27 protein-coding genes, 1 tRNA gene and 1 pseudogene are annotated in these 24,534 nt (G+C 72.2%); 14 read left to right on the top strand and 15 right to left on the bottom strand.

Annotation, left to right across the window (positions count from 1 at the left end):
• Positions 1-119: 119 nt before the first annotated feature.
• Both AQI94_RS15285 and AQI94_RS15280 read right to left on the bottom strand, forming a co-directional pair.
• Positions 120-1,274, bottom strand: coding sequence for a YbfB/YjiJ family MFS transporter (locus AQI94_RS15285; RefSeq protein ID WP_225890202.1), 1,155 nt, complete (start codon positions 1,272-1,274; stop codon positions 120-122).
• A gap of 56 nt (positions 1,275-1,330) precedes the next feature.
• Positions 1,331-1,621, bottom strand: a complete 291-nt coding sequence (locus AQI94_RS15280; protein WP_031061238.1) for a muconolactone Delta-isomerase family protein — start codon at positions 1,619-1,621, stop codon at positions 1,331-1,333.
• Positions 1,622-1,731: 110 nt separating this feature from the next.
• On the opposite strand from AQI94_RS15280, the gene AQI94_RS15275 reads away from it, so the two are divergent.
• The 9 genes from AQI94_RS15275 to AQI94_RS15235 all read left to right on the top strand — a co-directional run bounded on the left by AQI94_RS15275 (position 1,732) and on the right by AQI94_RS15235 (position 8,779).
• Positions 1,732-2,670: a LysR family transcriptional regulator gene (locus AQI94_RS15275; protein ID WP_031061235.1), complete on the top strand. Its 939-nt coding sequence runs from the start codon at positions 1,732-1,734 to the stop codon at positions 2,668-2,670.
• A gap of 127 nt (positions 2,671-2,797) precedes the next feature.
• Positions 2,798-3,511, top strand: coding sequence for an SDR family NAD(P)-dependent oxidoreductase (locus AQI94_RS15270; protein ID WP_031061232.1), 714 nt, complete (start codon positions 2,798-2,800; stop codon positions 3,509-3,511).
• 32 nt (positions 3,512-3,543) lie between these two features.
• The gene (locus AQI94_RS15265) at positions 3,544-3,927 is read left to right on the top strand and encodes a YybH family protein (protein ID WP_031061229.1); all 384 of its coding nucleotides are present in this window, start codon (positions 3,544-3,546) and stop codon (positions 3,925-3,927) included.
• A 103-nt stretch (positions 3,928-4,030) separates the two neighbouring features.
• Positions 4,031-5,059 (top strand): L-threonine 3-dehydrogenase, encoded by a 1,029-nt coding sequence (tdh, locus tag AQI94_RS15260; protein ID WP_031061226.1) that lies wholly within the window; start codon positions 4,031-4,033, stop codon positions 5,057-5,059.
• A gap of 14 nt (positions 5,060-5,073) precedes the next feature.
• Complete coding sequence (locus AQI94_RS15255) at positions 5,074-6,267, top strand: glycine C-acetyltransferase (RefSeq protein ID WP_031061221.1); 1,194 nt, start codon at positions 5,074-5,076, stop codon at positions 6,265-6,267.
• Between the two features lie 27 nt (positions 6,268-6,294).
• Entirely contained in the window at positions 6,295-7,197 is a 903-nt protein-coding gene (locus tag AQI94_RS15250) for a LysR family transcriptional regulator (RefSeq protein WP_031061217.1), read from the top strand.
• An 87-nt stretch (positions 7,198-7,284) separates the two neighbouring features.
• Positions 7,285-7,863 (top strand): helix-turn-helix domain-containing protein, encoded by a 579-nt coding sequence (locus tag AQI94_RS15245; RefSeq protein ID WP_031061213.1) that lies wholly within the window; start codon positions 7,285-7,287, stop codon positions 7,861-7,863.
• Positions 7,860-8,375, top strand: a complete 516-nt coding sequence (locus AQI94_RS15240; protein ID WP_031061210.1) for a GNAT family N-acetyltransferase — start codon at positions 7,860-7,862, stop codon at positions 8,373-8,375. Before AQI94_RS15245 ends, AQI94_RS15240 begins: the two co-directional genes overlap by 4 nt.
• 47 nt (positions 8,376-8,422) lie before the next feature.
• Positions 8,423-8,779, top strand: coding sequence for an MmcQ/YjbR family DNA-binding protein (locus AQI94_RS15235; protein WP_031061206.1), 357 nt, complete (start codon positions 8,423-8,425; stop codon positions 8,777-8,779).
• A gap of 66 nt (positions 8,780-8,845) precedes the next feature.
• On the opposite strand, the pseudogene AQI94_RS45585 reads toward AQI94_RS15235, so the two are convergent.
• A pseudogene (locus AQI94_RS45585) lies at positions 8,846-8,929 on the bottom strand (transketolase); the annotation flags it as partial.
• Between the two features lie 117 nt (positions 8,930-9,046).
• Here AQI94_RS45585 and AQI94_RS15230 point away from each other — a divergent pair.
• Positions 9,047-9,120, top strand: a tRNA-Pro gene (locus tag AQI94_RS15230).
• Between the two features lie 73 nt (positions 9,121-9,193).
• On the opposite strand, the gene AQI94_RS15225 is transcribed toward AQI94_RS15230, so the two are convergent.
• The 5 genes from AQI94_RS15225 to glyA are packed head-to-tail and all read right to left on the bottom strand — an operon-like array spanning position 9,194 to position 15,441.
• Positions 9,194-9,805, bottom strand: coding sequence for a sarcosine oxidase subunit gamma (locus AQI94_RS15225; RefSeq protein WP_031057810.1), 612 nt, complete (start codon positions 9,803-9,805; stop codon positions 9,194-9,196).
• On the bottom strand, positions 9,798-12,623 hold the full coding sequence (locus AQI94_RS15220) for a sarcosine oxidase subunit alpha family protein (RefSeq protein WP_031057813.1): 2,826 nt from the start codon (positions 12,621-12,623) through the stop codon (positions 9,798-9,800). Before AQI94_RS15220 ends, AQI94_RS15225 begins: the two co-directional genes overlap by 8 nt.
• On the bottom strand, positions 12,620-12,901 hold the full coding sequence (locus tag AQI94_RS15215) for a sarcosine oxidase subunit delta (protein WP_007386205.1): 282 nt from the start codon (positions 12,899-12,901) through the stop codon (positions 12,620-12,622). The genes AQI94_RS15220 and AQI94_RS15215 overlap by 4 nt, the downstream gene beginning before the upstream one ends.
• An 18-nt stretch (positions 12,902-12,919) precedes the next feature.
• Positions 12,920-14,140 (bottom strand): sarcosine oxidase subunit beta family protein, encoded by a 1,221-nt coding sequence (locus AQI94_RS15210; protein ID WP_031057816.1) that lies wholly within the window; start codon positions 14,138-14,140, stop codon positions 12,920-12,922.
• A complete protein-coding gene (gene glyA / locus AQI94_RS15205; protein ID WP_062229762.1) occupies positions 14,137-15,441 on the bottom strand; it encodes a serine hydroxymethyltransferase in 1,305 nt (434 codons plus the stop codon). Before glyA ends, AQI94_RS15210 begins: the two co-directional genes overlap by 4 nt.
• Before the next feature lie 95 nt (positions 15,442-15,536).
• Here glyA and AQI94_RS15200 point away from each other — a divergent pair, with 95 nt between their 5' ends.
• Positions 15,537-16,196 (top strand): GntR family transcriptional regulator, encoded by a 660-nt coding sequence (locus AQI94_RS15200; protein ID WP_031057823.1) that lies wholly within the window; start codon positions 15,537-15,539, stop codon positions 16,194-16,196.
• A gap of 56 nt (positions 16,197-16,252) precedes the next feature.
• Here the strand turns inward: AQI94_RS15200 and AQI94_RS15195 are convergent, their stop codons facing one another.
• The 3 genes from AQI94_RS15195 to AQI94_RS15185 form a co-directional block, all read right to left on the bottom strand.
• Complete coding sequence (locus AQI94_RS15195) at positions 16,253-17,257, bottom strand: glycoside hydrolase family 43 protein (RefSeq protein ID WP_107064343.1); 1,005 nt, start codon at positions 17,255-17,257, stop codon at positions 16,253-16,255.
• Positions 17,258-17,362: 105 nt separating this feature from the next.
• On the bottom strand, positions 17,363-17,650 hold the full coding sequence (locus AQI94_RS15190) for a DUF1905 domain-containing protein (RefSeq protein WP_031057826.1): 288 nt from the start codon (positions 17,648-17,650) through the stop codon (positions 17,363-17,365).
• Between the two features lie 24 nt (positions 17,651-17,674).
• Positions 17,675-18,334 (bottom strand): TetR/AcrR family transcriptional regulator, encoded by a 660-nt coding sequence (locus tag AQI94_RS15185; RefSeq protein WP_037945152.1) that lies wholly within the window; start codon positions 18,332-18,334, stop codon positions 17,675-17,677.
• A 93-nt stretch (positions 18,335-18,427) separates the two neighbouring features.
• Between AQI94_RS15185 and AQI94_RS15180 the strand changes: the two genes are divergently transcribed.
• The 3 genes from AQI94_RS15180 to AQI94_RS15170 all read left to right on the top strand — a co-directional run bounded on the left by AQI94_RS15180 (position 18,428) and on the right by AQI94_RS15170 (position 20,477).
• On the top strand, positions 18,428-19,105 hold the full coding sequence (locus AQI94_RS15180) for a class II aldolase/adducin family protein (RefSeq protein ID WP_031057830.1): 678 nt from the start codon (positions 18,428-18,430) through the stop codon (positions 19,103-19,105).
• Entirely contained in the window at positions 19,102-20,040 is a 939-nt protein-coding gene (locus AQI94_RS15175) for a carbohydrate kinase family protein (protein WP_031057833.1), read from the top strand. The genes AQI94_RS15180 and AQI94_RS15175 overlap by 4 nt, the downstream gene beginning before the upstream one ends.
• Positions 20,041-20,147: 107 nt before the next feature.
• Complete coding sequence (locus tag AQI94_RS15170) at positions 20,148-20,477, top strand: DUF2218 domain-containing protein (RefSeq protein WP_031057834.1); 330 nt, start codon at positions 20,148-20,150, stop codon at positions 20,475-20,477.
• A 13-nt stretch (positions 20,478-20,490) separates the two neighbouring features.
• On the opposite strand, the gene AQI94_RS15165 is transcribed toward AQI94_RS15170, so the two are convergent.
• The 4 genes from AQI94_RS15165 to AQI94_RS15150 are packed head-to-tail and all read right to left on the bottom strand — an operon-like array spanning position 20,491 to position 24,471.
• Positions 20,491-21,027 carry an NUDIX hydrolase family protein gene (locus tag AQI94_RS15165; RefSeq protein ID WP_031057837.1) on the bottom strand — a complete coding sequence of 179 codons (537 nt, stop codon included), beginning with the start codon at positions 21,025-21,027 and terminating at the stop codon, positions 20,491-20,493.
• Positions 21,028-21,029: 2 nt separating this feature from the next.
• Positions 21,030-22,214 (bottom strand): amidohydrolase family protein, encoded by a 1,185-nt coding sequence (locus tag AQI94_RS15160; RefSeq protein ID WP_031057840.1) that lies wholly within the window; start codon positions 22,212-22,214, stop codon positions 21,030-21,032.
• Between the two features lie 2 nt (positions 22,215-22,216).
• On the bottom strand, positions 22,217-23,620 hold the full coding sequence (locus AQI94_RS15155) for a type I glutamate--ammonia ligase (RefSeq protein WP_031057842.1): 1,404 nt from the start codon (positions 23,618-23,620) through the stop codon (positions 22,217-22,219).
• A gap of 38 nt (positions 23,621-23,658) precedes the next feature.
• On the bottom strand, positions 23,659-24,471 hold the full coding sequence (locus AQI94_RS15150) for an SAM-dependent methyltransferase (RefSeq protein ID WP_031057844.1): 813 nt from the start codon (positions 24,469-24,471) through the stop codon (positions 23,659-23,661).
• Positions 24,472-24,534: the final 63 nt, after the last annotated feature.

The following is a 24,534-nucleotide window of genomic DNA, read 5'->3' as shown; positions in this document are numbered from 1 at the left end:
CGGCCAGGTGGTGCGGGAAGCCGATCCGCAGCACGCCCGCGGCCGTGGCCGCCGCCAGCACGACGAGGGCGGTCGGGAGCTGTGCCCGCTGGTAGCGGTGGTGCAGCAGTGGTGCGTGTTCAGGGGCTGGTCCCGGTGGGGCGGGCGTCCTTGGTCGATTCTCGCCGCTGATCGAGGTCGGTGTGACCCGAAGCGACCATGTAGTGCGGGAAGCCGATCCGCAGCACGCCCGCGGCCGCGGCCGCCGCCAGCACCACGAGGGCGGCGGGGAGCAGCGCTCGCTCGTAGCCGTGGTCCAGCAGCGGGGCGACGATCAGGGGGCCCAGGATCTGTCCGACCGAGTACCCGGCGGTCAGCAGGGCGACCGAGCGCGGGAACCGCAGGTGCGCTCCCACGGCCAGGGCGAGCGTGCTGACGCCGATGAACGTCGCGCCGAACAGCACCGCCGAGCCGAGGGCCGCGGCCGTACCGCCGACCAGGGCGGGCAGGGCGATGCCGGCCGCCTGGACCACGAGTGCCGTGAGCAGCAGTCCGGGGCGCGACCAGCGGCGGCCCAGCCGCGCCCACAGCGCCGCGGACGGTACGGCGGCCAGGCCCACGAGCACCCAGGCGCCGCTGCCGACCCAGCCGGGGGAGCCCTGGCCGACGGCGGCGACCAGGAAGGTCCCGGCGATGATGTAGCCGACGCCCTCCAGGGTGTAGCTGACGAACAGCGCACCGAACCAGCGGTGTGTGCGGGGGCTCGCGCCGATCCCGCCCACGGCGGCGACGGGGGTCCGTTCGGGCCGCAGATTCCACGAGGCGGCGGCGAGCAGCGCGGTGACGACGGCGGCGGCCCACCAGGCGGTGCGCCAGTCGGCGACGGGACGCACCACCAGGACCAGCACGCCGGACAGCGCGATGCCGCCCCCCACCCCGCCGAACGCCCAGCCGGACAGCTGGGGCGGATGTCCCCGCAGGTGGTCCAGGAGGGATCCGGCCGCGATGACGAACACCAGGGCGCTCGCCACGCCGGCTGCCAGCCGCAGCAGGCTCCAGCCGGCGGTGCTGTGGGTGAGGGGCATCGCGGCGAGCGTGCCGGTCAGCAGGAGCAGACAGGCGCGCAGGACCGCGCGCGACCGGACCAGCACGGGGGCCAGGATGCCCGCGAGGGCACCGACGAGATAGCCCGCGTAGTTCGCGGTGGCCAGGTTCGCCCCGGCCCCGGCGGACAGGCCGGCCTGGGTGTGCATCAGGGGCAGGATCGGGGTGTAGACGAAGCGGCCCACTCCCATGGCCGCCGCGAGCGCGGCCGCGGCCCGGGTCGCATGACACCGGGGAGACGGAGCGCTCACTTCGTGCCGGGGTCGTTGGGATGAGGCTCCAGCGGGGTGACGGTCAGGGTCATCCACGGGCGCAGCGGCAGTGTGCCGAGCACCTTCGTGTGGAGCTCGTCCTCGTCGGCGGCCCGCCACACGCCGATGCTGCGCAACTCGCCCACCGGGCGCCACAGTCGGGCCAGATGTCCGGTCGCGGCCAGTTCCCGGGCACGGACGGCCTCGGCGGCCCGGCGCCGGTCCACCTCCTCCTGCCCGGTGCCCTCGGGGACGGTGGTGGTGATCTCGACCAGGAACTCTCGCACGTCGCGCTCCGCTCGTCGTCGGTGAACCCATCGTGCGCGCGTCACCTGCGCCGATGCCACGACCGGCGTCCTCGTTGCTGAGAGGCACAGCCTCCCAGTGCGCGCGTACGATGGCGCCCGTGGAACTGCGCCAGCTGCGGTACTTCGTCGCCGTCGCCGAGGAGCTGAACTTCGGCCGGGCCGCCGAGCGGCTGCTCATCGCCGGTCCCTCGCTCTCCCAGCAGATCAAGGCGCTCGAACGGGACCTGGGCGTCCGGCTGTTCGACCGCGACCGACGCAAGGTCTCCCTCACCCCGGCCGGTGCCGCCCTCCTCCCGCACACCCGCGCCCTGCTCGACGGTGCCGACGACCTCAGACGCCGGGCCGGCCGGCTGTCCCACTCGCAGCCGGTGCGGCTCGGATACGTCAACTGGCTTCCCCCGGACCTGACGGCGCGTACGGCAGCGGCGGCCCGGGTGCACCTCGACGCCTGGGTCGCCCCCTCCCACACCCAGGCCGCGCGCGTCGCCGACGGCAGCCTGGACCTCGCCGTCTGCTGGCTGCGCACCGAGGACCTCCGCAGGCTCGGACTGCGGGCCCGGCTGCTCGGCGCCGACCGGCTCTACGCCGTGTCCAGGGGCGGCGACAGCGGCGACGTGCCCGCCGTGCGGGCCCGGGACACCGATGTGCTCGTCGACGACGACGTCACCGCCTGGGCGTCCTGGAACGTGTACGGCGAGGAGCTCGCCGAGGCCACCGGCGCCCGTACGGTCCGCATCTCCGACGGCGCGATCACCGGCCCCGCCTTCTTCGACCACGTGCGCCGCTGCACCCGGCCCGTCGTCAACTCGCCCAAGGGGCAGACCAGTCCGCTCCCACCGGACCTGGTCCGGCGGGAGATCGTCGAGCCGAAGGTCTACTGGACGTGGTCCCTGGTCCGGCGTGAGACGGAGGACCGCGCCGAAGTCCTGGCCGTCGTCGACGCCCTGTGCGAAGGCGTCGGCGACCTCGGCATCCACGCCCCGGACGCCTGGCTGCCGGCCGGCGATCCGTACCAGGTCCCGGACTGACCTGCGCTGGGAGCCAGTGGCTTCCAGCCGGGAGGAACCCGATCCTTCCCTCTGCCGGTGCACCGGCCTACCTTCCGAATAGTCGACCGGTCGGCTAGTACCGGTCACCGACTCGGAGAAGGTCACCATGAGCACGCAGCACCAGAAGGTCGCGATCATCACCGGCGCCTCGCAGGGCATCGGCGCCGCCCTCGTCGAGGGCTACCGCAAGCTCGGACACGCCGTCGTCGCCACCTCACGCACCATCGCGCCCGTCGACGACGCGGACGTCCTCACCGTCCAGGGGGACATCGCCGACCCCGCGACCGCGGAGCGCGTCGTCGCGGCCGCCGTGGAGCGGTTCGGCCGCGTCGACACCGTGGTCAACAACGCGGGCGTCTTCGTCGCCAAGCCGTTCACCGCGTACACGGCCGAGGACTACGCCACCGTGACGGGCATCAACGTCGCCGGTGTCTTCCATCTCACCCAGCGCGCAGTGCCCCACCTGCTCGCCCAGGGCGGCGGCCACATCGTCAACATCACCACCAGCCTGGTCGACAGCGCGGACGCCCGCGTCCCGTCCGTGCTGGCCTCGCTCACCAAGGGCGGTCTGCAGTCCGCCACCAAGTCCCTCGCTGTCGAGTACGCCACCCGCGGCATCCGCGTCAACGCCGTGTCACCCGGCACGGTCAGGACGCCCATGCACGCCGAGGAGACCCACGACTTCCTCGCCGCCCTGCACCCGGTCGGACGGATGGGCGAGGTGAGCGACATCGTCGACGCGGTGCTCTTCCTGGAGACGGCCCCGTTCGTCACCGGCGAGATCCTGCACGTCGACGGCGGGATGAGCGCCGGACACTGACGACCGGTCAATTCGTGCATAAAGGAGTGGACATGACCGTCTCGACGGACGACAAGGCGATCCTGAGCGGCGTCCTCGACCGCTGGAAAGCCGGTGTCGACGCCCGCCGCCCGGAGCGCGTGGCCGCCCTCTTCACCAAGGACGCCGTCTTCCAGGGGCTGCACCCCTACAGCGTCGGGCGGCAGGGCGTCGCCGAGTACTACGACTCCCAGCCGCCCGGCATGAAGGCGTCCTACCGCGTCCTGGAGACACGGCGACCCGCGGACGGCCTCGTCCTGGGCTACCTGGACGTCGAGTTCACGTTCACGGACCGGCCCGCGCTCGCGGTCAAGCTGGCGGTTCTCGTGACCCGGGAGGGGGACGACTGGCACATCGCCCACTACCAGGTGTCCCGCCTGGAGCCTGGGGAGGCGTGAAGCGGAGCTGTGGCACCGCTTAAGAAATCCTCGATGGACCAGGACGGTGTCGTAGGGCAGATTGCTGGTCGTTTCCCCCCCTCGCACCCACAGGAGCCGTACCGTGAAGGCGCTGGTCAAGGAGAAGGCCGAGCCCGGGCTGTGGCTCGCGGACGTCCCGGAGCCGGCCGTCGGCCCGGGGGACGTACTGATCAAGGTGCTGCGCACCGGGATCTGCGGCACCGATCTGCACATCCGGTCCTGGGACGGCTGGGCCCAGCAGGCCGTCCGGACCCCGCTCGTGCTGGGGCACGAGTTCGTCGGCGAGGTCGTGGAGACCGGGCGCGATGTCACGGAGATCAAGCCCGGCGACCGGGTGAGCGGCGAGGGGCACCTCGTCTGCGGCAAGTGCCGCAACTGTCTCGCCGGGCGGCGGCACCTGTGCCGGGCCACGGTCGGACTCGGCGTCGGCCGGGACGGGGCCTTCGCGGAGTACGTGGCCCTGCCCGCCGCCAATGTCTGGGTGCACCGCGTTCCCGTGGAACTCGACGTGGCCGCGATCTTCGACCCCTTCGGCAACGCCGTGCACACCGCGCTGTCCTTCCCGCTGGTCGGCGAGGACGTGCTGATCACCGGGGCCGGCCCGATCGGACTGATGGCGGCCGCGGTCGCCCGGCACGCCGGTGCCCGCAACGTCGTCGTCACCGACGTCAGCGAGGAGCGCCTGGAACTGGCCCGCAAGATCGGCGTGAGTCTCGCGCTGAACGTGTCGGAGGCTCGGATCGCCGACGGCCAGCGGGAGCTGGGGCTGCGCGAGGGCTTCGACATCGGCCTGGAGATGTCGGGCCGGCCCGAGGCCCTGCGCGACATGATCGCCAACATGACGCACGGCGGCCGGATCGCGATGCTGGGACTGCCCGCCGCGGAGTTCCCGGTCGACTGGGCCCGGATCGTCACCTCCATGATCACCATCAAGGGCATCTACGGCCGGGAGATGTTCGAGACCTGGTACGCGATGTCGGTCCTCCTGGAGGGCGGCCTCGACCTCGCCCCCGTGATCACCGGCCGGTACGGCTACCGCGACTTCGAGGCGGCGTTCGCCGACGCGGCGAGCGGCCGCGGCGGCAAGGTCATCCTCGACTGGACCAACTGACTTAGGGACTGACGATGTTCGACTCCGTGCGCGACGACCTGCGCGCCACCCTCGACGAGATCCGCGCCGCCGGACTGCACAAGCCCGAGCGCGTGATCGACACCCCGCAGTCGGCGACCGTGAACGTCTCCGCGGGCGGCCGCCCCGGCGAGGTCCTCAACTTCTGCGCCAACAACTACCTCGGCCTCGCCGACCACCCCGAGGTGGTCGCCGCCGCGCACGCCGCCCTGGACCGCTGGGGCTACGGCATGGCCTCGGTCCGCTTCATCTGCGGCACCCAGGAGGTGCACAAGGAGCTGGAGGCGCGGCTTTCCGCCTTCCTCGGCCAGGAGGACACGATCCTGTACTCCTCCTGCTTCGACGCCAACGGCGGTGTCTTCGAGACCCTGCTGGGCCCCGAGGACGCGGTGATCTCCGATGCCCTGAACCACGCGTCGATCATCGACGGCGTCCGGCTGTCCAAGGCCCGCCGCTTCCGCTACGCCAACCGTGATCTGGCCGATCTGGAACGCCAGTTGAAGGAGGCATCGGGAGCCCGTCGTAAACTGGTCGTCACCGACGGCGTGTTCTCCATGGACGGGTACGTCGCCCCGCTGAAGGACATCTGCGACCTCGCGGACCGCTACGACGCCATGGTCATGGTCGACGACTCCCACGCGGTCGGCTTCGTCGGCCCCGGCGGCCGCGGTACCCCCGAGCTGCACGGCGTGATGGACCGCGTCGACATCATCACGGGCACCCTCGGCAAGGCGCTCGGCGGCGCCTCCGGCGGTTACGTGGCCGCCCGCGCCGAGATCGTGGCACTCCTGCGCCAGCGCTCCCGGCCGTACCTCTTCTCCAACACGCTCGCCCCGGTGATCGCCGCGGCCTCCCTGAAGGTCCTCGACCTGCTGGAGTCGGCGGACGAGCTGCGGGTGCGGCTGCGGGAGAACACCGCGCTGTTCCGCCGCCGTATGACCGAGGAGGGCTTCGACGTGCTGCCCGGCGACCACGCCATCGCGCCGGTGATGATCGGGGACGCGGCGCAGGCGGGGCGCCTCGCGGAGCTGCTGCTGGAACGGGGCGTCTACGTGATCGGCTTCTCGTACCCGGTGGTCCCCCAGGGGCAGGCGCGCATCAGGGTGCAGCTCTCGGCGGCCCACTCCACCGAGGACGTGAACCGCGCGATCGACGCCTTCGTCGCGGCCAGGGCCGAGATGGCGGCCTAGTCCCGACCTCTTGCGATAATCGATCCCATGATCGAAGCGCGGCGGCTCCACATCCTCCGTGCGGTGGCCGACCACCGCACGGTCACGGCGGCTGCCGCCGCGCTGTATCTCACGCCCTCCGCGGTCTCGCAGCAGCTCACGGCCCTGGAGCAGGAGACCGGCCACCGGCTCGTCGAGCGCGGCGCGAAGGGTGTACGGCTGACTCCGGCCGGCGAGATCCTGCTCAGCCACACCAACGCGGTCCTCGCCCAGCTGGAGCGGGCGGAGGCCGAGCTGGCCGCCTACAGTTCGGGCGCGGCCGGCACGGTCACCGTCGCCTCCTTCGCGACCGGGATCGCCCTGGTGGTGGCGCCCGCGGTGGCCCGCCTCGCCTCGACCGCCCCCGGCATCCACCTCCGCGTCCAGGACGCCGAGGGCGACGCCAGCCTGCCGATGGTCCTGGACCGGCAGGTCGACGTGGCGGTCGCGGTCGAGTACCGCGGGGCCCCGCCCGCCGACGACCCACGGCTGGCGCACGTGCCGCTGTACGCCGAGCCCTTCGACGCGGTCGTGCCGGTGAGCCACCGGCTGGCCGACGCGGGCGAGGTGCCGCTGGCCGAGCTCGCCAAGGACCCGTGGATCGGCCCCTACCCGGGCAACCCCTGCCACGACGTGGTGGTCCTCGCCTGTGAGCACGCCGGTTTCCAGCCGCGTCTGGAGCACTCCTCGGACGACTTCCGCGCGGTGGTCGCCCTGGCGTCCGCGGACGCGGGAGTGGCCCTGGTACCGCGCTCCGCACTGATCGGGATGGACCTCGCCGGAGTGGTCGTACGACCGGTCGACGGGGTGGCCCCGACCCGCCGGGTCTTCGCGGCCGTACGGCGGGGGGCCGAGGAGCACCCCCTGATCCGCCCTGTCCTCGACGCGCTCACAGCCGTCGCCCAGGGGTAGGGAACCCTTCTCTCTTGCCTCTCTTGCCGGACGGCGTTCGGAGGCAGGGAGTAGAGCTGATCTCGGATATGGGATAACGTCCCGCATGTGAAACAGGATGACTCCGGACCCGATCCCGTCGACACCCGCCTGGGCGTCCGGCTCGCCGAGCTGCGCGCCGAACGCGGCTGGTCGCTGGGCGAGTTGGCCGACCGCAGCGGGGTCAGCAAGTCCACCCTCTCCCGTGCCGAGCGAGCCGAGATCAGCCCCACCGCCTCGCTGCTGAACCGGCTGTGCGGGGTGTACGGGCGGACCATGTCCCAGCTGCTCAGCGAGGTCGAGGCCGAGCCCGCGCTGCTGGTGCGGGCTGCCGGACAGCCGGTGTGGGAGGACCGCGCCTCCGGGTTCGTCCGGCGGTCCGTGTCGCCGCCGCACCCCGGGCTGCGCGGCGAACTCGTCGAGGGGCGGCTCGCCCCCGGTGCCGACATCGCCTACGACCGGCCGCCCGTGCCCGGCCTGGAGCAGCACATCTGGGTCCTGGAGGGGACGCTCGACGTCGCCGCCGAGGACGTCGGGCACCACCTCGGCACCGGGGACTGCCTGCGGCTGCGGGTGTGGGGGCCGACCCGGTTCCGGTGCGCGGGCCCCGACGCCGTGCGGTACGTGCTGGCGGTGGTCCTGCCGTGATCGTCACCCGCCTCGACGAGGCCCAACTGTCGTCCTGTGCGGAGGAGTTGGCCGAGCTGCTGGTCGACACCGTGGACGACGGCGCCTCCATCGGGTTCCTCGCACCGATGGACCGGGCCGCGGCCGTCGCCTGGTGGAAGGAGCGCGTCGGCGCGGTGGCCGCCGGACACCTGGCGGTATGGGCGGCCCGCGACGGCCGCCGCGCGCTCGGAACCGTCACCCTGGCCTTCCCCGACAAGCCCAACTCCCGCCACCGCGCGGAGCTGGTCAAGCTGATGGTGCACCGGGACGCGCGCGGACAGGGCCTCGGGCGCACGCTCCTCGGCACCGCGGAGGAAGCCGCCCGCTCGGCCGGCATCACCCTGCTCCACCTCGACACCGAGACCGACAGCCCCGCCGAGCACCTCTACGGCTCGGCCGGCTGGACCCGGGCCGGCGTCATCCCCGACTACGCGGCCGATCCCGCCGGGGTCCTGCGGCCGACGACCCTCTACTACAAGCGGCTCGGGTGACCGCTCCGACCAGGTGATTGTCGGTGGCAGCCGCTACGGTGCCTGTCATGCCGGACGCCGAAGACGTACGCCGTATCGCCCTGTCCCTGCCGGACACGACGGAGAAGATCGCCTGGAGCATGCCCACGTTCCGGGTCGCGGGCAAGATGTTCGCCACGCTGCCCGAGGACGAGACCTCCCTCGCCGTGCGCTGTCCCAAGGAGGAGCGCCAGGAGCTGGTGCTGGCCGAGCCGGGGAAGTTCTGGATCGCCGACCACGAGGCGCAGTTCGCGTGGGTGCGCGCCCGTCTCGCCGCGATCGAGGACGAGGGCGAACTGCGGGACATCCTCGCCGACTCCTGGCGGCAGGCGGCCCCGCCCCGGCTGCTCGACGTGTATCCGGAGCTCGGCCTGCCTGCGGAGTGAGGAAGGCGCCGATCCGCTCCCGCGGCGACCGCGCGCCGGCCCGTGCGCGGCCACATGCCCTCGGTCGACGCCCTGGGCGCGCAGCCCCAGCGCCGTCCCGACGCCGATCGGCAGTCCGTGGCCGAGCGACCCGCTGCCGATCTCGTACCCGTACAACCTCGACCAAGCTTGAGGTCGAGCGGGGAAAGGGGTGCGCGACCACCGACCCGAGTGCGGTATGGTTTCTCTGCGCGTTCGGCCAGGGGAAACCCCAGGTCAGACAGGCACCGGGACGTGGCGCAGCTTGGTAGCGCACTTGACTGGGGGTCAAGGGGTCGCAGGTTCAAATCCTGTCGTCCCGACGGTGCGAAGGGTCTTCGCAGGCGAGAGCCTGCGGGGGCCCTTTTCGTGTGCCACGTGCGGCGGCACCCCCGCTCACGGCCGGCCGTACTCACTCATCGCGTCGACGAGCCAGCGGGCCAGGTAGTCGGCGAACGAGGACCGCGGGAGCAGGCGGTAGGTCGGGGCGTCGTCGGTCTGCCAGAGCAGAGCCGCGACGGGGCCGACCGTCGTCGACACCGCCCGGCCGGGGCCGAAGACCCGCGGATGCAGGTCCAGCGGGCAGCCCTTCTCCAGGACCTCGCGGGCGGACGGGCCGCTCAGCTCCAGGGTGGTGCGGTTCGCCGACACGTCCACCACGGATCCGGGGTCGCCCTGGAGGGCTTCCCGCAGCTCCGCCGTCACGGTGTGGGCGTCGGCCCGCGAGAGCACGAGCCACTCGTCGGGGCCCAGCCAGACGGTCGTACGGTGGCCGCTCGCGGCGGTGTCGCCGCATCGGCGGGGGAGCGGCGCCCCCAGTGTCCTCCCGATCCGGTCGGCAGCCTCGGACGCGGGGTCGACCCGCACGTTCACCATCGTGAGGAACGGCACCTCGGTCAGGGTGACGCCCCGGGCGCCGGTGACGGCGGCGGCGCGCAGCCGCTCCTCCAGGTGGGACAGGGGGCTGGTGCGCAGGGCCACCGGCCCCGCCATGATCGGTTCAGCCATCTCGCCTGGTCCCTTCGGGGTCGTAGAGGACGAAGTCGGTCACCTCGACGGGCACCAGGGCCTCGCCGACCGGGGCGAGCAGGGTCTGGCCCTTCCTCGCCTGGCCGTCGGCCACGAGGGCGAGGGCGAAGGGGCGGCCGAGGGCCGGGCTGTGGTAGCTGGAGGTGACGTGGCCGAGCATCGGCACGGGCACCGACTCGAGGTCGGTCTCCGGTGCGACGAGTTGGGTGCCCTCGGGCAGCCGGGTCGTGCGGTCGGCCGGCAACAGCCCGACCAGTTGCTTGCGGTCGGTGCGGGAGGTGTCGGCGCGGGCGAAGGACCGTTTGCCGATGAAGTCCTTCTGCTTCGAGACCACCCAGCTCATGCCCGCGTCCTGCGGGGTGACCGTCCCGTCGGTGTCCTGGCCGACGATGATGTAGCCCTTCTCGGCCCGCAGGACGTGCATCGTCTCGGTTCCGTACGGGGTGATGCCGTACGGCCGGCCGACCGCGTCCACCTCCTCCCAGACCGAACGGCCGTACCAGGCGGAGACGTTGATCTCGTAGGCCAGTTCGCCGGAGAAGGAGATCCGGCAGACGCGGGCCGGGACGCCGGAGGCCAGGGTGGTCTCGCGGAAGGCCATGAACGGGAAGGCCTCGTTCGACAGGTCGAGGTCCGGGGCGAGATGGCCGACGACCGCGCGCGACTGCGGGCCGACGACGGCGATCGTCGCCCACTGCTCGGTCACCGAGGTGCAGTGCACGTCGAGTTCGGGCCACTCGGTCTGCAGCCACTCCTCCAGCCAGTCCAGGACGTTCGCGGCGCCGCCGGTCGTGGTGGTCATGAAGTAGCGGTTGTCGTCGAGCCGCAGGGTCACGCCGTCGTCGAAGATCATGCCGTCGGGCTTGCACATCACGCCGTAACGCCCGGTGCCGGGCTTCAGCTTCTTGAAGGCGTTCGTGTAGATCCGGTTGAGGAACTCGCCCGCGTCCGCGCCCCAGATCTCGATCTTGCCGAGGGTGGACGCGTCCATGAACGCCACGCCCTCCCGGGCCGCCCGGCACTCGCGCGCCACGGCCGTGTCCATGTCCTCACCGGCCTGCGGGTAGTACCGGGGACGCTTCCACTGCCCGACGTCCTCGAACTCGGCGCCGTGCGCCACATGCCAGGGGTGGATGGAGGTGGTCCGCTCCGGGTCGAACAGCTCCCCGCGCTCGCGCCCGGCCAGGGCGGCGAAGGCGATCGGCGTGTACGGCGCCCGGTAGGCCGTGGTGCCGATCTCCCCGAGTGAACCGCCGAGGGCCTCGGCGATCACCCCGATCGCGTTGACGCCGGACGTCTTGCCCTGGTCGTTCGCCGTGCCGAGCGAGGTGTACCGCTTGACGTGCTCGACCCCGCGCATCCCGGCGCCAGTGGAGCGCCAGACGTCGGCGACGGTGACATCGCGCTGGAGATCGACGAAGTGGCCGTCCCAGGTGCCGGGTTGGCCGTCGGAGGCGGGCGTCAGCCACAGGGCGCGGGTCGGGCCGGGCGCCCGCCGGGCGACCTCGGCCGGGACCGGGACCGGGAACCCCGCCGCGGTCGCCGCCAGTGCTCCGGCCCGTGCCCCCTCGGCCAGACAGTCGTCGAGGTCGTACGTCCCCCGGGCCGCCCCCACGACCTGCTGGTCCCGTACGGCCCCGTCCGGCACGAACGCGACGAGCCCGGAGTCCCAGCGCAGCTTGCCCTGACGCTGGCTGTGCAGATGCACCACCGGACTCCAGCCGCCGGACACGGCGAGCAGATCGCAGGCGAACGACTCGGGTGCACCGGTGAGTTGCCCGTCGAGGTCGAGGGCCCGCACGGTGACGCCGGTGAGCCTGCGGTCGCCGGAGGTGTCGACCACCGCGCTGCCCGTCAGGACCCGCACGCCCGTCGCCGCCGTCACCTCGGCGGCCCGCTCGGAGAGTTCGGGGCGGGCGTCCACCACGGCCACGACGGCGACGCCGGCCGTGTGCAGATCGGCGACCGTGTCGTAGGCGCTGTCGTTGGTCGTGCTCACCACGACCCGTGAACCCGCTGCCACGGCATACCGGTTGAGATACGTGCGCACCGCCCCGGCGAGCATCACGCCGGGCCGGTCGTTGCCCGCGAAGACCAGCGGACGCTCGTGCGCGCCGGTCGCCAGGATCACCTGGCGGGCGCGAATGTGCCACAGCCGCTGCCGCGAGACGCCTTCGGGGGCGTCGGCGCCGAGGTGGTCGGTGCGCCGCTGGAGCGCCAGCACGTAGTTGTCGTCGTACGACCCGAAGGCCGTGGTCCGATGCAGTACGACGGCCTCGGGGGCGGCGTCGAGGGCCGCCCGCAACTCCTCGGACCGCTCCCCGTCACCGGGCTCGGGCTGCTCGTCGACGAGGATCAGCCGGGCGCCGGAGGCGGCGGCGGTGGCGGCCGCCGCGAGGCCCGCCGGACCGGCGCCGACGACCAGGACGTCGGTGTGGACGTACTTCTTGTCGTAGACGGCGGGGTCGGGAGTGGGGTCGAGCCGGCCCATCCCGGACAGCGTGGTGGCGCACAGGCCGTCGTAGAGTTCGACGGTCGTGGCCGGGAGCATGCCCTCCGAGTGCGAACCGTCCAGCTGGACCAGGGCGTTGGGCTCCTCGACGCCCGCGGAGACGATGCCGCGCGGACGGCCGCGGTAGAGCGAGGGAGCGACCTCCACGATGCCGTTCGCCAGCATCGCCGAGGCGAGGGTGTCGCCGGGACGACCGGTCAACTGCCGTCCGTCGACGGTGAATCGCAGCAGCGTGCCGCGGTCGACACGGCCGCCTCGCGGCAGCCGGAAGCGCTGGTCGGTCATCGGTTCCCTCCGGGGCGTGGCTCGTCGAGCCGGTACGAGGTCAGCACCTCGTGGGTGGCGGTGTCGCGCAGGACGTTGAACCAACGGCGGCAGCCGACGCTGTGCATCCACCGTTCCGCGAAGGGGCCCTTGGGGTTGTCGCGGTAGAAGACGTACTCGGCCCACTGCTCGTCGGTGAGGTCGGCCGGGGACTCGGGGTGGGGGACGTGGGCCTGACCGCCGTAGCGGTACTCCGTCTCGTTCCGTGGGCCGCACCACGGGCAGGTGATCAGCAGCATGGCGTTCTCCTCGATGCCTCAGTGGGCCACGGCCGCGGCGCCGTGCTCGTCGATCAGCGCGCCGGTCGTGAAACGGTCCAGGGCGAAGGGGGCGTTCAGCGGATGCGGCTCGCCGGTGGCGATGGTGTGCGCGAAGGTCCAGCCGGCCGCCGGAGTGGCCTTGAAACCGCCGGTCCCCCAGCCGCAGTTGACGTAGAGGTTCTCGACGGGCGTGCTGCCGATGATGGGCGAGGCGTCCGGAGTGACGTCGACGATGCCGCCCCAGGTCCGCAGCACATGCGCCCGCGCGAAGACCGGGAACAGCTCGACAGCGGCGGCCATCTGCTGCTCGATCACGTGGAACGAGCCGCGCTGACCGTAGCCGTTGTACGAGTCGACGCCCGCGCCCATCACCAACTCGCCCTTGTGGGCCTGGGAGACGTAGACGTGCACATGGTTCGACATGACGACGGTCGGATGCACCGGCTCGTGCAGTTCGGAGACCAGGGCCTGGAGCGGGTGGGACTGCACCGGCAGCCGGATGCCCGCCCGCTCGGCCAGCACGCTGCTGTGTCCGGCGGCCGCGAGACCGACCCGACCCGCGTGGATGCGGCCGCGGTTGGTGTCGACGCCCACCACCCGGTCGCCGTCCTTGAGGAAGCCGGTGACCTCGCAGCCCTGGATCAGGTCCACGCCCAGTTCGTCGGCGCGGCGGGCCAGGGCCCAGGCGACGTGGTCGTGCTTGGCGATGCCGGCCCGGGGCTGGAAGGTGGCGCCGAGCACCGGATAGCGGGTGCGGGAGGAGACGTTGAGGATGGGGCAGACCTTGGCGACCTCGTCCGGCTCCAGCCACTCGGCGTCGACCCCGTTGAGGCGGTTGGCGTTGACGCGGCGCACCCCCTCGCGGACGTCCTGGAGGGTGTGCGCGAGGTTGAGGACTCCGCGCTGGCTGAACAGGAAGTCGTAGTCCAGCTCCTCCGGGAGCCGCTCCCACAGCTTCAGCGCGTGCTCGTAGATCGCCGCGCTCTCGTCCCACAGGTAGTTGGAGCGGATGATCGTGGTGTTGCGGGCCATGTTGCCGCCCGCGAGCCAGCCCTTCTCCAGCACGGCGATGTCCGTGATGCCGTGGTTCTTGGCGAGGTAGTAGGCGGTGGCGAGACCGTGGCCGCCGGCGCCCACGACGACGACGTCGTACGACCGCTTCGGATCGGGGTTGCGCCAGAGGAAGTCCGGGTGCTCCGGCAGCGGTTCGGCACTCATGCCGGGCCTCCGTCGAGGTGGGGGTACAGGGGGAAGGCGGCGGCGAGTTTCTCCACCCGGGCGCGCAGTTCGTCCTCGGGGCGTTCGCGCTTCAGGGCCTCGGCGATGATGTCGGCGACCTCGCGGAACTCCGTGGCGCCGAAGCCGCGGGTGGCCAGCGCGGGCGTACCGATCCGCAGGCCCGAGGAGATCATCGGGGGGCGCGGGTCGAAGGGTACGGCGTTGCGGTTGACGGTGATGCCGATGCGGTGCAGCCGGTCCTCGGCCTGCTTCCCGTCGAGTTCGGAGTTCCGCAGGTCGACCAGCACCAGGTGGACTTCGGTGCCGCCGGTCAGGACGGTGATCCCGGCCTCGGCCACGTCGTCGGCCAGCAGCCGGCCGGCGAGGATCTTCGCGCCCCGCAGGGTGCGCCGCTGGCGCTCCTTGAACTCCTCGCCCGCCGCCACCTTGAAGGCCACCGCCTTCGCCGCGATCACATGCTCCAGCGGACCGCCCTGCTGACCGGGGAAGACCGCCGAGTTGATCTTCTTGGCCAGGTCGGCGCGGCTGAGGATGACCCCGCCGCGCGGACCGCCGAGCGTCTTGTGCGTGGTCGTGGTGACGACGTCGGCGTACGGCACCGGACTCGGGTGAAGGCCCGCCGCCACCAGTCCCGCGAAGTGCGCCATGTCCACCATCAGGTACGCGCCCACCGCGTCGGCGATCCGCCGGAACCCGGCGAAGTCCAGCTGCCGGGGGTAGGCCGACCAGCCCGCGACGATCATCTTGGGCCGGTGCGCGAGCGCGAGCCGTTCGACCTCGTCCATGTCGATGCGCAGGTCGGACTCGCGCACGTGGTACGGGACGACGTCGTACAGCTTGCCCGAGTAGTTGAGGCGCATGCCGTGGGTCAGGTGCCCGCCGTGCGCCAGGTCGAGGCCGAGGATGGTGTCGCCGGGCGTGAGCAGGGCGAACATGGCGGCCGCGTTGGCCTGGGCGCCGGAGTGCGGCTGGACGTTCGCGGCCTCGGCGCCGAAGAGCTCCTTCACCCGGGCGACGGCCAACCGCTCGATCACGTCGACGTGTTCGCAGCCGCCGTAGTAGCGGCGGCCCGGGTAGCCCTCGGCGTACTTGTTGGTCAGGACCGAGCCCTGGGCCTCCATCACGGCGGCGGGCGCGAAGTTCTCCGAGGCGATCATCTCCAGCGTGGACTGCTGGCGGTGCAGTTCGGCGGCCACCGCGTCGGCGACGTCCGGGTCGAGTTCGCTGAGCGGGAGGGAGAGCGGCGAGGCGGGCGTGGTGAGCGGCGTACTCGTTGCCATCTGTGCACCATCCTGAGAGCCGGCTAATGGGCAACTGATATATCAGCCTGTGCGGTAAGGTATGGGAGCTCGCCGCACAGGTCAAGGGGGCATCCATGCAGCAGGTCGCGACCGAGATCGAGGAACTGTCGCTCGCCGAGCGCGCGTACCGTGCCATCCGGGACCGGCTGGTCATGCTGGAGATCCGGCCCGGCGCGCCGATCAACGAGGAACAGCTGGGGCAGTCCCTGGGCGTCGGCCGCACACCGGTGCGCGAGGCGCTCAAGCGGCTCCAGTACGAGCGCCTGATCACGACCTATCCCCGCCGCGGCACCTTCGCCACGGAGGTCAACATCACCGACCTGGCACACATCTCCGAGGTGCGCCTGGAGCTGGAACCCCTGGCGGCGGCGCAGGCCGCGCGGCGCGCCACGGCCACCGACCGGGCGAACCTCGCGGCCCTGCGGCGGGAACTCGACAGCGCCGGGGCTCCCGGACGGGACTCCGCCGGGCTCATGCACCTGGACCTCCAGGTCCACCGCGCCATCTACACCGCCACGCACAATCCGTACCTGGAGGACACCCTCGTCCGCCACGACAACCTCGCCACCCGCATCTGGTGCCTGTTCGTGGACCGGCTGTCCGACATGGCCGGCCATGTCGAGGAGCACGGTCCGCTGATCGAGGCGATCGTCTCCGGCGACGCGGACACGGCGGCGCGGCTCGCCCGCAGCCACGTCGAGGGCTTCGAACAGGCCATCCGTGAGGCCATCTGAGGGAGGGCGTCCGGGGCCGGCCGGTCGCTGCCCGGTGCGCCGAGGTCCGTCCTGGATCAGGCGCGGGCCGCGCCGGCCTCGTCGCCGTCCAGGTCGGTGCGCTGTCGCAGCACCCGCAGTTCGTCGCCCTCGATCCGCATCTCGTACAGCTTGCCGCGGGCGTTCTCGAAGGGGCGGTGGAGGATCATCATCAGCCGGCCGTCGAAGGTCCAAAACAGCATGCCGTGCCCGCTGTCGTCGCGGACCAGCGGCCGGCGCTGCTCCCAGGGCCCGGTCAGCTCACCGGACCGGGAGACGGCGTAGGTCTGCACGTACCCGCCACTGACGGTGCCGTCCGCATCCGCCCGGTTCTTCTCGTACGTCGACCAGAGCATGAGGAGCGCGCCGTCGGGGGTGCGGTGGAGCTGCGGGCCGTCGGTGACGTAGGGCGCGAGCTGGTGCGGCACGCCCGCGGGGATCTGCTCACCGAGCCAGAACGCGTCCGAGGCCTTGAACAGGAAGACGGGCTCCCCGATCGTCCCGGTCAGATCGGGGGCCAGCCGGACCGCTTCCATCGTCCCGTCGACGGTCTGCAGCCACTCGTGCGCGTACACCATCCAGGGCTGCCCGGCCGGGTCGACGTGGAGCGTGCCGTCGAGGGTCATGAGCCGCGCGGGCGGGGTCGGCCCGGACGGGTCGACGACGGTGAAGGGGCCCAGCAGGGAGTCGGACACGGCGGTGATCGTGCCGCGCGCGTGGTTCGGCAGGGGGAAGGGCGTACCCCAGCGCCCGGCGGGCGGGACCGGCAGCACGCGGCCCTCGTCGTGCAGGGTGGTGAACAGGTAGTACCTGCCGTCCCACGCGTGCACCTCCGGCGCCCATCCGCCGTCCCGCGCCCAGATGCCCTCCTGCTCGTCCGTCCGGAACACCACCACGGGCCGCGTCCAGTCCCGCAGGTCCCGGCTGCGGTACACCATCGTCCCGACGCCCTGGACACCCGACACGGACGGCTCGTTGGACGTGTAGAGGAAGTACGTCCGCGACTCCTCGTCCGCGACGACGAACGGATCGTGCAACGGCATGTCGGGCAGCCGCAGGGGCTCGGTGTCGGTCACGGCTGCACGATACGTCGGGGAACGTCCACGAGCGGGCGGCGGGTGCCGTCCGGATGAGCCGTCACCGGGGACCTAGAAGCGGACCGTCAACTCCACCCGCACCTCGTCGCCCGCGTCGAGCCCTTCCGGTCCGCGTACCGCGTTCTTGAGGGGCAGCAGATAGCCGCCGTCCTTCGGGAACAACGAGGTCGTGAAGGTGACCTCGCCGATCCGGGCCTCCACCGGGATCACGCCCCAGCCGTACGTGGCCATACGGGCCACCTCACCGATGTCGGCGGACTCCTGGCCGGGCACGGGGACGAAGTAGTAGGGGGCCGGGCCGCGCCATTCGATCACCCGGCCGGTGAAGACGAGTTGCATGAGACTCCCGTTGTCCCGACGACGTCAGGACAGTCTGTACCGCGCGGCGATGTCCGTGAGATATCCGCGCAAAAGGATCTTCGCCTCCTCCAGCAGCGCGGTGTCCCCCTTCGTGTCCCGGCGGAAGGCCTCCTGCGCCAGGGCGTCTGCGGCGAGGATCGCGGCGTGGCAGACCCGGGCGAGGGTCTCGTCGTCCTCGGCGAGCCGCAGCGCGAGCAGGATGCGGCGGATCCCGTCGGCCATCCGGTGCTTGTGCTCGCGGTCCGCGGCCCGGGTCCGCTCGGTCAGCCCGCTGCCGAACCACAGGGCGCGGAAGCCGTGTTCGGTGCGGTAGATCTCGGCGTACGCGTCGACGAGGACACCGACCGGGTCCTCCCAGCGCTCGGCGGCCGCGGCCTCGACGAGCGCGTCCATCGCCGCTTCCAGTTTGGCGAAGTAGCCGGCCGCCAGCGCCTCGATGATCGCCCCGCGGTCGGGCAGGTACTGGTAGAGCGAACCGACCGACACCCGCGCCTCGGACGCGATGCGGGTCGTGGTGAGCGACTCGACGCCCTCCTCCACCAGGATGTGCTCCGCGGCTTCGAGCACCCTTGCCAACCGGGCCCGGCTGCGGGCCTGTTGGGGGGTGCGACGCAGGGAGGCGAGCCATGCCGCCGGCTCGGCGTCGGGGGCGGCCTCAGCCACGGTACGACCTCCGCTCACCCACGTGACCACCTCACACGACTACCTCCGAACCTGAACGTGACTTTGTTTCAGGTTTAGGTTAGCGTCGCGCGCATGACCGACTCAAGCCCGGCGCTGAGCGAGGAGCGGGCCGCCGTGGCGGCCGCCTGCCGCCGACTGGGAGCCGAGGGCCTGCTCATCGGCACGGCGGGAAACGTCAGCGTCCGCGTCGAGGACCGCGTGGCGATCACCGCGACCGGAGCGATCCTGGCCGAGCTCACCCCGGACCAGGTGACCGTCGTCGACCTCGACGGGGAGATCGTGACCGGCAGTCTGCTGCCGACCTCCGAACTCGACCTCCACCTGGGCGTCTACCGCCGCTACGGCACCACCGCGGTCGTGCACACCCACGCCCCCATGGCCACCGCCCTCTCCCTCGTCCTCCACGAACTGCCCTGCATCCACTACCAGTTGCTGGCCCTCGGAGGCACCGTCCGGGTCGCGCCCTACGCCACCTTCGGCACCCCGGAACTCGCCGAGTCGGTCCTCACCGCGCTGGAGGGCCGGGGCGCCGCCCTGATGGCCAACCACGGGGCCGTCACCCACGCCCCGACCCTCGACAAGGCGGTCGAGCACGCCCTGCTCCTGGAGTGGGCCTGCGGTGTCTACCAGCGCGCGGCCGCCCTGGGCGCGCCCCGCGTCCTCGACGAACAGCAGCAGATCGCGGTGATCGAGGCCGCCCTCGCCCGCAACTACGGCACCACGCAATCCGCACAGGAGGGAACCCGATGAAGGCGCAGAACGTGGTCACCATGGGCGTGCACGTACTGGACGTCCTGGTCCGGCCGGTCGAGGAGATACCCGAGGGCCAGGGCGCGACCCTGGTCGAGGACATCCGCATGACCGCCGCGGGCACGGCCGCCGGCACCGCCCTGACCCTGGCCAAGCTGGGCGCCTCGGTGCGCACCGCCGGGGCGATCGGCACCGACCCGACCGGCGACCTGCTCACGCGGCTCCTCGACAAGGCGGGAATCGACACCGGGCTGCTCGTCCGCCGCATCGACACCTCCACCTCCGCGACCGTCCTGCCCATCCGCCCCAACGGCGACCGCCCCACCCTCCACCTGCTCGGCGCCAACATCACCTACGGCCTCGACGACGTGCCCTGGGACGCGGTCGCCGAGGCGAGCCACCTGCACCTCGGCGGTCCCGAGCTGATCGGAGCCGAGGTCGCCGCCCGCATCCTGGCGCACGCCAAGGAGCACGGCGTGGTCACCTCGGTGGACCTCCTCGCCCCGGGCGAGCTCGGCACCTTCGACCAGATCGAACCACTGCTCCCGTACGTCGACTTCCTGCTCCCCAACGAGGACCAGGTCCTCGGCTTCAGCGAGGAGCAGGACGTCGTCACCGGAGCGAAGAAGTTCCTGGCCGGCGGCGTGGGCCTGGTCGCGGTCACCCGCGGCGGCGACGGCGCCCTCCTGGTCACCGCCGAGGGCACGGAGACGGTCCCCGCCTTCGAGGTCGAGGTCGTCGACACCACCGGCTGCGGCGACGCCTTCTCGGCGGGCTTCCTGCGCGGGATGAGCCTGGGCCGCACACCGCGCGAGGCGGCGGTCCTGGGCTGCGCCGCGGCGGCACTCGTGGCGCAGGGCCTGGGCAGCGACCACGGCGACTTCGACCTGGCGGAGGCCGACGAGTTCTCCATGACGACCGGGACCCGCGGCTAGGGCCGTCCCGGCCGTGCGGTGAGCGAGGGCCGCGGAATGGGTGTGGAGCGGCCGGTGTTGCGGCAGCATCGAGTCCGTTCCGCACCACCGCACTCCTGGGAGTTCCCATGCCCCGCTCCGAAGCCCGCGTCGCCACCGAGCGCCCGCACCGCTACGCCAAGCAGCTCGCCTCGCATCTCGGGCGTCGCAGCCAGACCACGTGGGACGAGGACAGCGGTGAGGGCAGCCTGCTCTTCCAGAACGGAGGCAGGGGCTCCCTCACCGCTACCGAGGGCGCGCTGCTGCTGACGCTGGAGACGGAGTCCGAGCACCTCGATCTGCTGGAGGGCGTCGTTGGCAGCCACCTGGTCCGCTTCGGCAGCAAGGACGAACTGGTCGTCGAATGGACCCGGGACGGCGGCGAGCCCGGCACGACGCAGCGCAAGGAGACCGACTGACCGCCGGCAGGCCTCAGATCACGCATCCCACATGGGCCAGCGCCTGCTTGAGGAGCACCCCGTGACCGCCGGGCATCTCGCTCGCCACCGCCGGTGACAGGGCCTCCTGCGGGCTGAACCACACCAGGTCCAGGGCGTCCTGGCGGGGCCGGCAGTCGCCGGCCACCGGGACGACGTAGGCGAGCGACACCGCGTGCTGGCGCGGGTCGTGGAAGGGCGTGACGCCCTGGGTGGGGAAGTACTCCGCCACCGTGAACGGCTGGAGCGAGGACGGGATCCTGGGGAGCGCCACGGGTCCCAGGTCCTTCTCCAGGTGACGCAACAGGGCGTCCCGGACCCGCTCGTGGTGCAGAACGCGGCCGGAGACCAGAGTCCGGCTGACCGTTCCGTCGGGTCCGATGCGCAGCAGCAGGCCGACACTGGTGACGTCGCCGCTGTCGTCGACGCGCACGGGCACGGCCTCGACGTACAGGATGGGCATCCGGGCGCGCGCCTGCTCGAGATCGTCGGCGCTCAGCCAGCCGGGCGTGGTTTCGGTCAAGTCAGACATTGCTAGATCATACTTTCCGGGGACGGCGGGTGCTCGGTCGCGCTCGCCTGGTGGGACGGGGACGGGGCGGGAAGTCCGTAGAGACGGCGGGCGTTGTCCCCGCTCGTCCAGGCCGCGATGCGCAAGGCGTCCGGCAGGCTCAGCTCGTCGGCGTCCACCCGCCCCTGGAGCAGTGAGGCCAGGCCCTGCCGGAAGGACAGCGCGCCGAGCAGATGGAATTCGGCCAATCCGTAGGCGTCGGAGCTGTACAGCAGCTTGCGGAACGGCGTGATCTCCAGCGCCTCCGCCAGGATCGCCCGGGACCGCGCGGGGCCCACGAAGTGCAGCGTCAGGCCCACGTCCAGGTACACCTGCTCGAACACCGCGGCCAGATAGGCGGCCTGCCGCTGGTACGGCCAGCAGTGCAGCAGCAGAACCGGGATCGTGCCCGCGGTCAGGTGCAGCCAGTCCGTGAGGTGGGTCGGATCCACGCGGTGCATCCGGATGTCGCTGTCACCGAACCCGGTGTGCAGCTGGAGCGGCAGCCCCAGGTCCACGGCGGTCCACAGCAGATGCCGTACGAGAACGGGATCGGCCAGGCGTCCACCGCGGGCCAGCCAGTCCGCGGCGGCACGGGTGACCTCCGCCTCCGAGGGGCGCTCCGGGTCCAGGTCGAATCCGGTGCGGTAGGCGGCGACCGACTTCACGGCCACCACATCGGGCCGCCCCACGGCGTCCAGCGCGGCCGCCCGGAACGTGCCGGCGTACGCGTGCGGCTCCACGCCCCGCGCCGCCACCGCCTCCGCGACACTCTCCAGCCGTACGACCTCGTAGGCCGTCCCGCCCGCGATGCCCGCCAGCTCCCCGGGCGAGGTGATGCGGTCCGGCGCGTACCCGGTGTCGACGCAGAACACGTCCGTGCCCGCGGCGCTCAGGAAGCGGCGGTTGACCTCGTGCGGGCCGAGCTCGGCACGGCGGGCCAGGTAGGCCTCGGGCGGCGCGTGACGGGGGAGGTCCAGCAGCGGCGCGCAGTGCCGCCGGACCGCCACGCCGACGGGGCTGTCGAACGGGGAGATCCCGGGCCAGGCCGCGCCCTCGGTGAGCAACGACTCGAAGCCCGGCCGGTCGAGTGCGCCGGTCACGACGCCGTGGCAGTGGTGGTCCACCAGCCGGGCCACGGCGAGGGCCTCATGGACACGTCCGCTCATGCTCAGTACTTCCAGCGGTACGCCGCCGCGATCTGCTCGTCGTCCAGGTCGGCCACGGAATCGCTCTCCCCGAAGCGCACGGCCACCACGGCGTCGGCGAGGACCGGACCCAGCGCGGCCCGCAGCTGTTCGTCGGCACGGAAGGCCCGGACCGCCTGGGACAGGGAGGTCGGCAGCCGGCGGACGCCCATGGCGGCGGCCCGGTCGGCGGGGAGCAGAGCCGGATCGCCGGTGATCTCCCGGGGCAGGGGCATGGCCGAGGTCAGCCCGTCGAGTCCGGCGGCGATCAGGCCGGTGAGCGCGAGATACGGGTTCGCGGCCAGGTCGACCGGCTTGAGCTCCAGGTTCGCGGCCCGGTCGGTCAGCCCCGCCGTGCCGGTGACGATCCGCACGGCCGCCTCCCGGGTCTCCCGGCCCCAGGCGGAGAACACCCCCGCCCACTGGGAGGGCTTGAGGCGCAGATAACTGGCCGGGCTCGGCGCGGTCAGGGCCGTCAGCGCGTGCAGGTGGGCGAGGACACCCGCGACGAACCACTCGGCCTCGCGCGTCATGCCGTACCGGCCCTTGCCGCCCGAATGGAGGTTCACGCCGTCGCGCCAGGCGGAGAGATGGAGATGGCCGCCGTTGCCGACGCCCTCGGCGAAGACGGCCGGGGCAAAGGAGACGACGAGTCCGTGCCGTTGGGCCACCGCACGGATCGTCTGCCGTACCAGGACGCTGACATCGGCCGCCGCCACCGGGTCCAGGGCACCCGTGGAGATCTCGAACTGCCCGGCCGCGTACTCGGGATGGAACTGCGCCACCTCGATGCCCTGCGCGGCGCAGGCCGCCAGCAGGTCGGCCGCGTAGTCGCTCAGTTCCACCTGCCGGGTGGCGCCGTACGCCGGCCCCGCCACCGCGGGCACGAAGTCACCGTCCGCCGCCGGGCCCCGGCCCACCGCCCACTCGATCTCGATGCCCGCCTCGAAGGCGATCCCGTGCCGCTCGGCCGCCTCGGTCACGATCCGCCGCAGAACCGTCCGGGAGCAGCCCGGATGGGGCTCGCCCTCCTGAGTGATCCTGTCCACCGCCGCCCAGGCCCAGCCGGGCTGCCCGGCCAGTGCCACCACCCGGTCGAGATCGGGGTACAGGCGCAGATCGCCGTCCGGGGAGCCCAGGGTGTCCGTGGTGACGATCGAGTCGTTCGCCAGGAAGGTGTCGAACACCGGCGACATGCCCACGCCCCAGGCCGCGGCGGAGGCCAGCTTCGCCGTCGGGACGGTCTTCACCCGGCAGATGCCCGCGGTGTCGACATAGGCCAGCACCACGCCGTGCACCCCCTGCGCGGACAGCTCCTCGCTCAGAGCGGTGGCCCGGTCCACGTCCCCGGGACGGCCCCCGGGGACGGGGTCGGCAAGGGTGGTCATACGTCCTCCACGACGGGCTCGGCCCAACAGATCCCGCGTCAGGGTTTCACGGCCACCCCGCCGAACTGCGGTACCACGGCCGGGGAGTCGGACTCGGCCCGCCACTGCGAGCAGGAGACCAGGCCCGGTTCGAGGAGGTCGAGTCCGTCGAAGAACGTGGCGATGTCCGCGCCGCTGCGGGCCGTGATCGCAGGAGTGGCGTTCTCGTTCCAGAACTTCATGGCCGGGATCTGGCCCTCGCCGCCGAGGTCGGCGTCGAACGTGGGGTGGGTCAGGGCCAGATGGCTGCCGGCGGGCATGGCGGCCATGATCTCGTGCGCGATCCTGCGCGCCTCGTCGGTGTCGAGGACGAAGTTGAGGATGCCGAGCATCATCACCGCGACCGGCTTGCTGAAGTCCAGGGTCTGCGCGGCCCGTTCGAGGATGGCGGCCGGGTCGTGGACATCGGCGTCGATGTAGTCGGTCACGCCCTCGGGAGTGCTGGTCAGCAGGGTGCGGGCGTGCACGAGGACGATCGGGTCGTTGTCGACGTAGACGATCCGGGCGTCGGGGGCGATGCGCTGGGCGATCTCATGGGTGTTGTCCACCGTCGGCAGCCCCGTGCCGACGTCGAGGAACTGCCGGATGCCCCGCTCCTCGGCGAGGAAGCGCACCGAGCGGCCCAGGAACCAGCGGTCCGCGCGGGCGATCTCCCGGATGATCGGGAACATCCCGGCGACATGGTCGCCGACCCGCTGGTCGACCTCGTAGTTGTCCTTGCCGCCGATCCAGTAGTTCCACACGCGCGCGTTGTGCGCCACACCTGTGTTCAGCCTCGCCGATGCGCCCGACGGGGTGTGGCTCTCGCTCACGACAGTGCTCCTTCTCCGTGCCTGCGACCGTTGCCGCCATTGTGCCGTCCGATGATCAGCTTG

Source organism: Streptomyces pseudovenezuelae, assembly GCF_001513955.1.
Classification (GTDB): Bacteria; Actinomycetota; Actinomycetes; order Streptomycetales; family Streptomycetaceae; genus Streptomyces; species Streptomyces pseudovenezuelae.
Note: the sequence above shows the minus strand (reverse complement) of the source record. Positions and strands in the feature narration are given on the sequence as shown.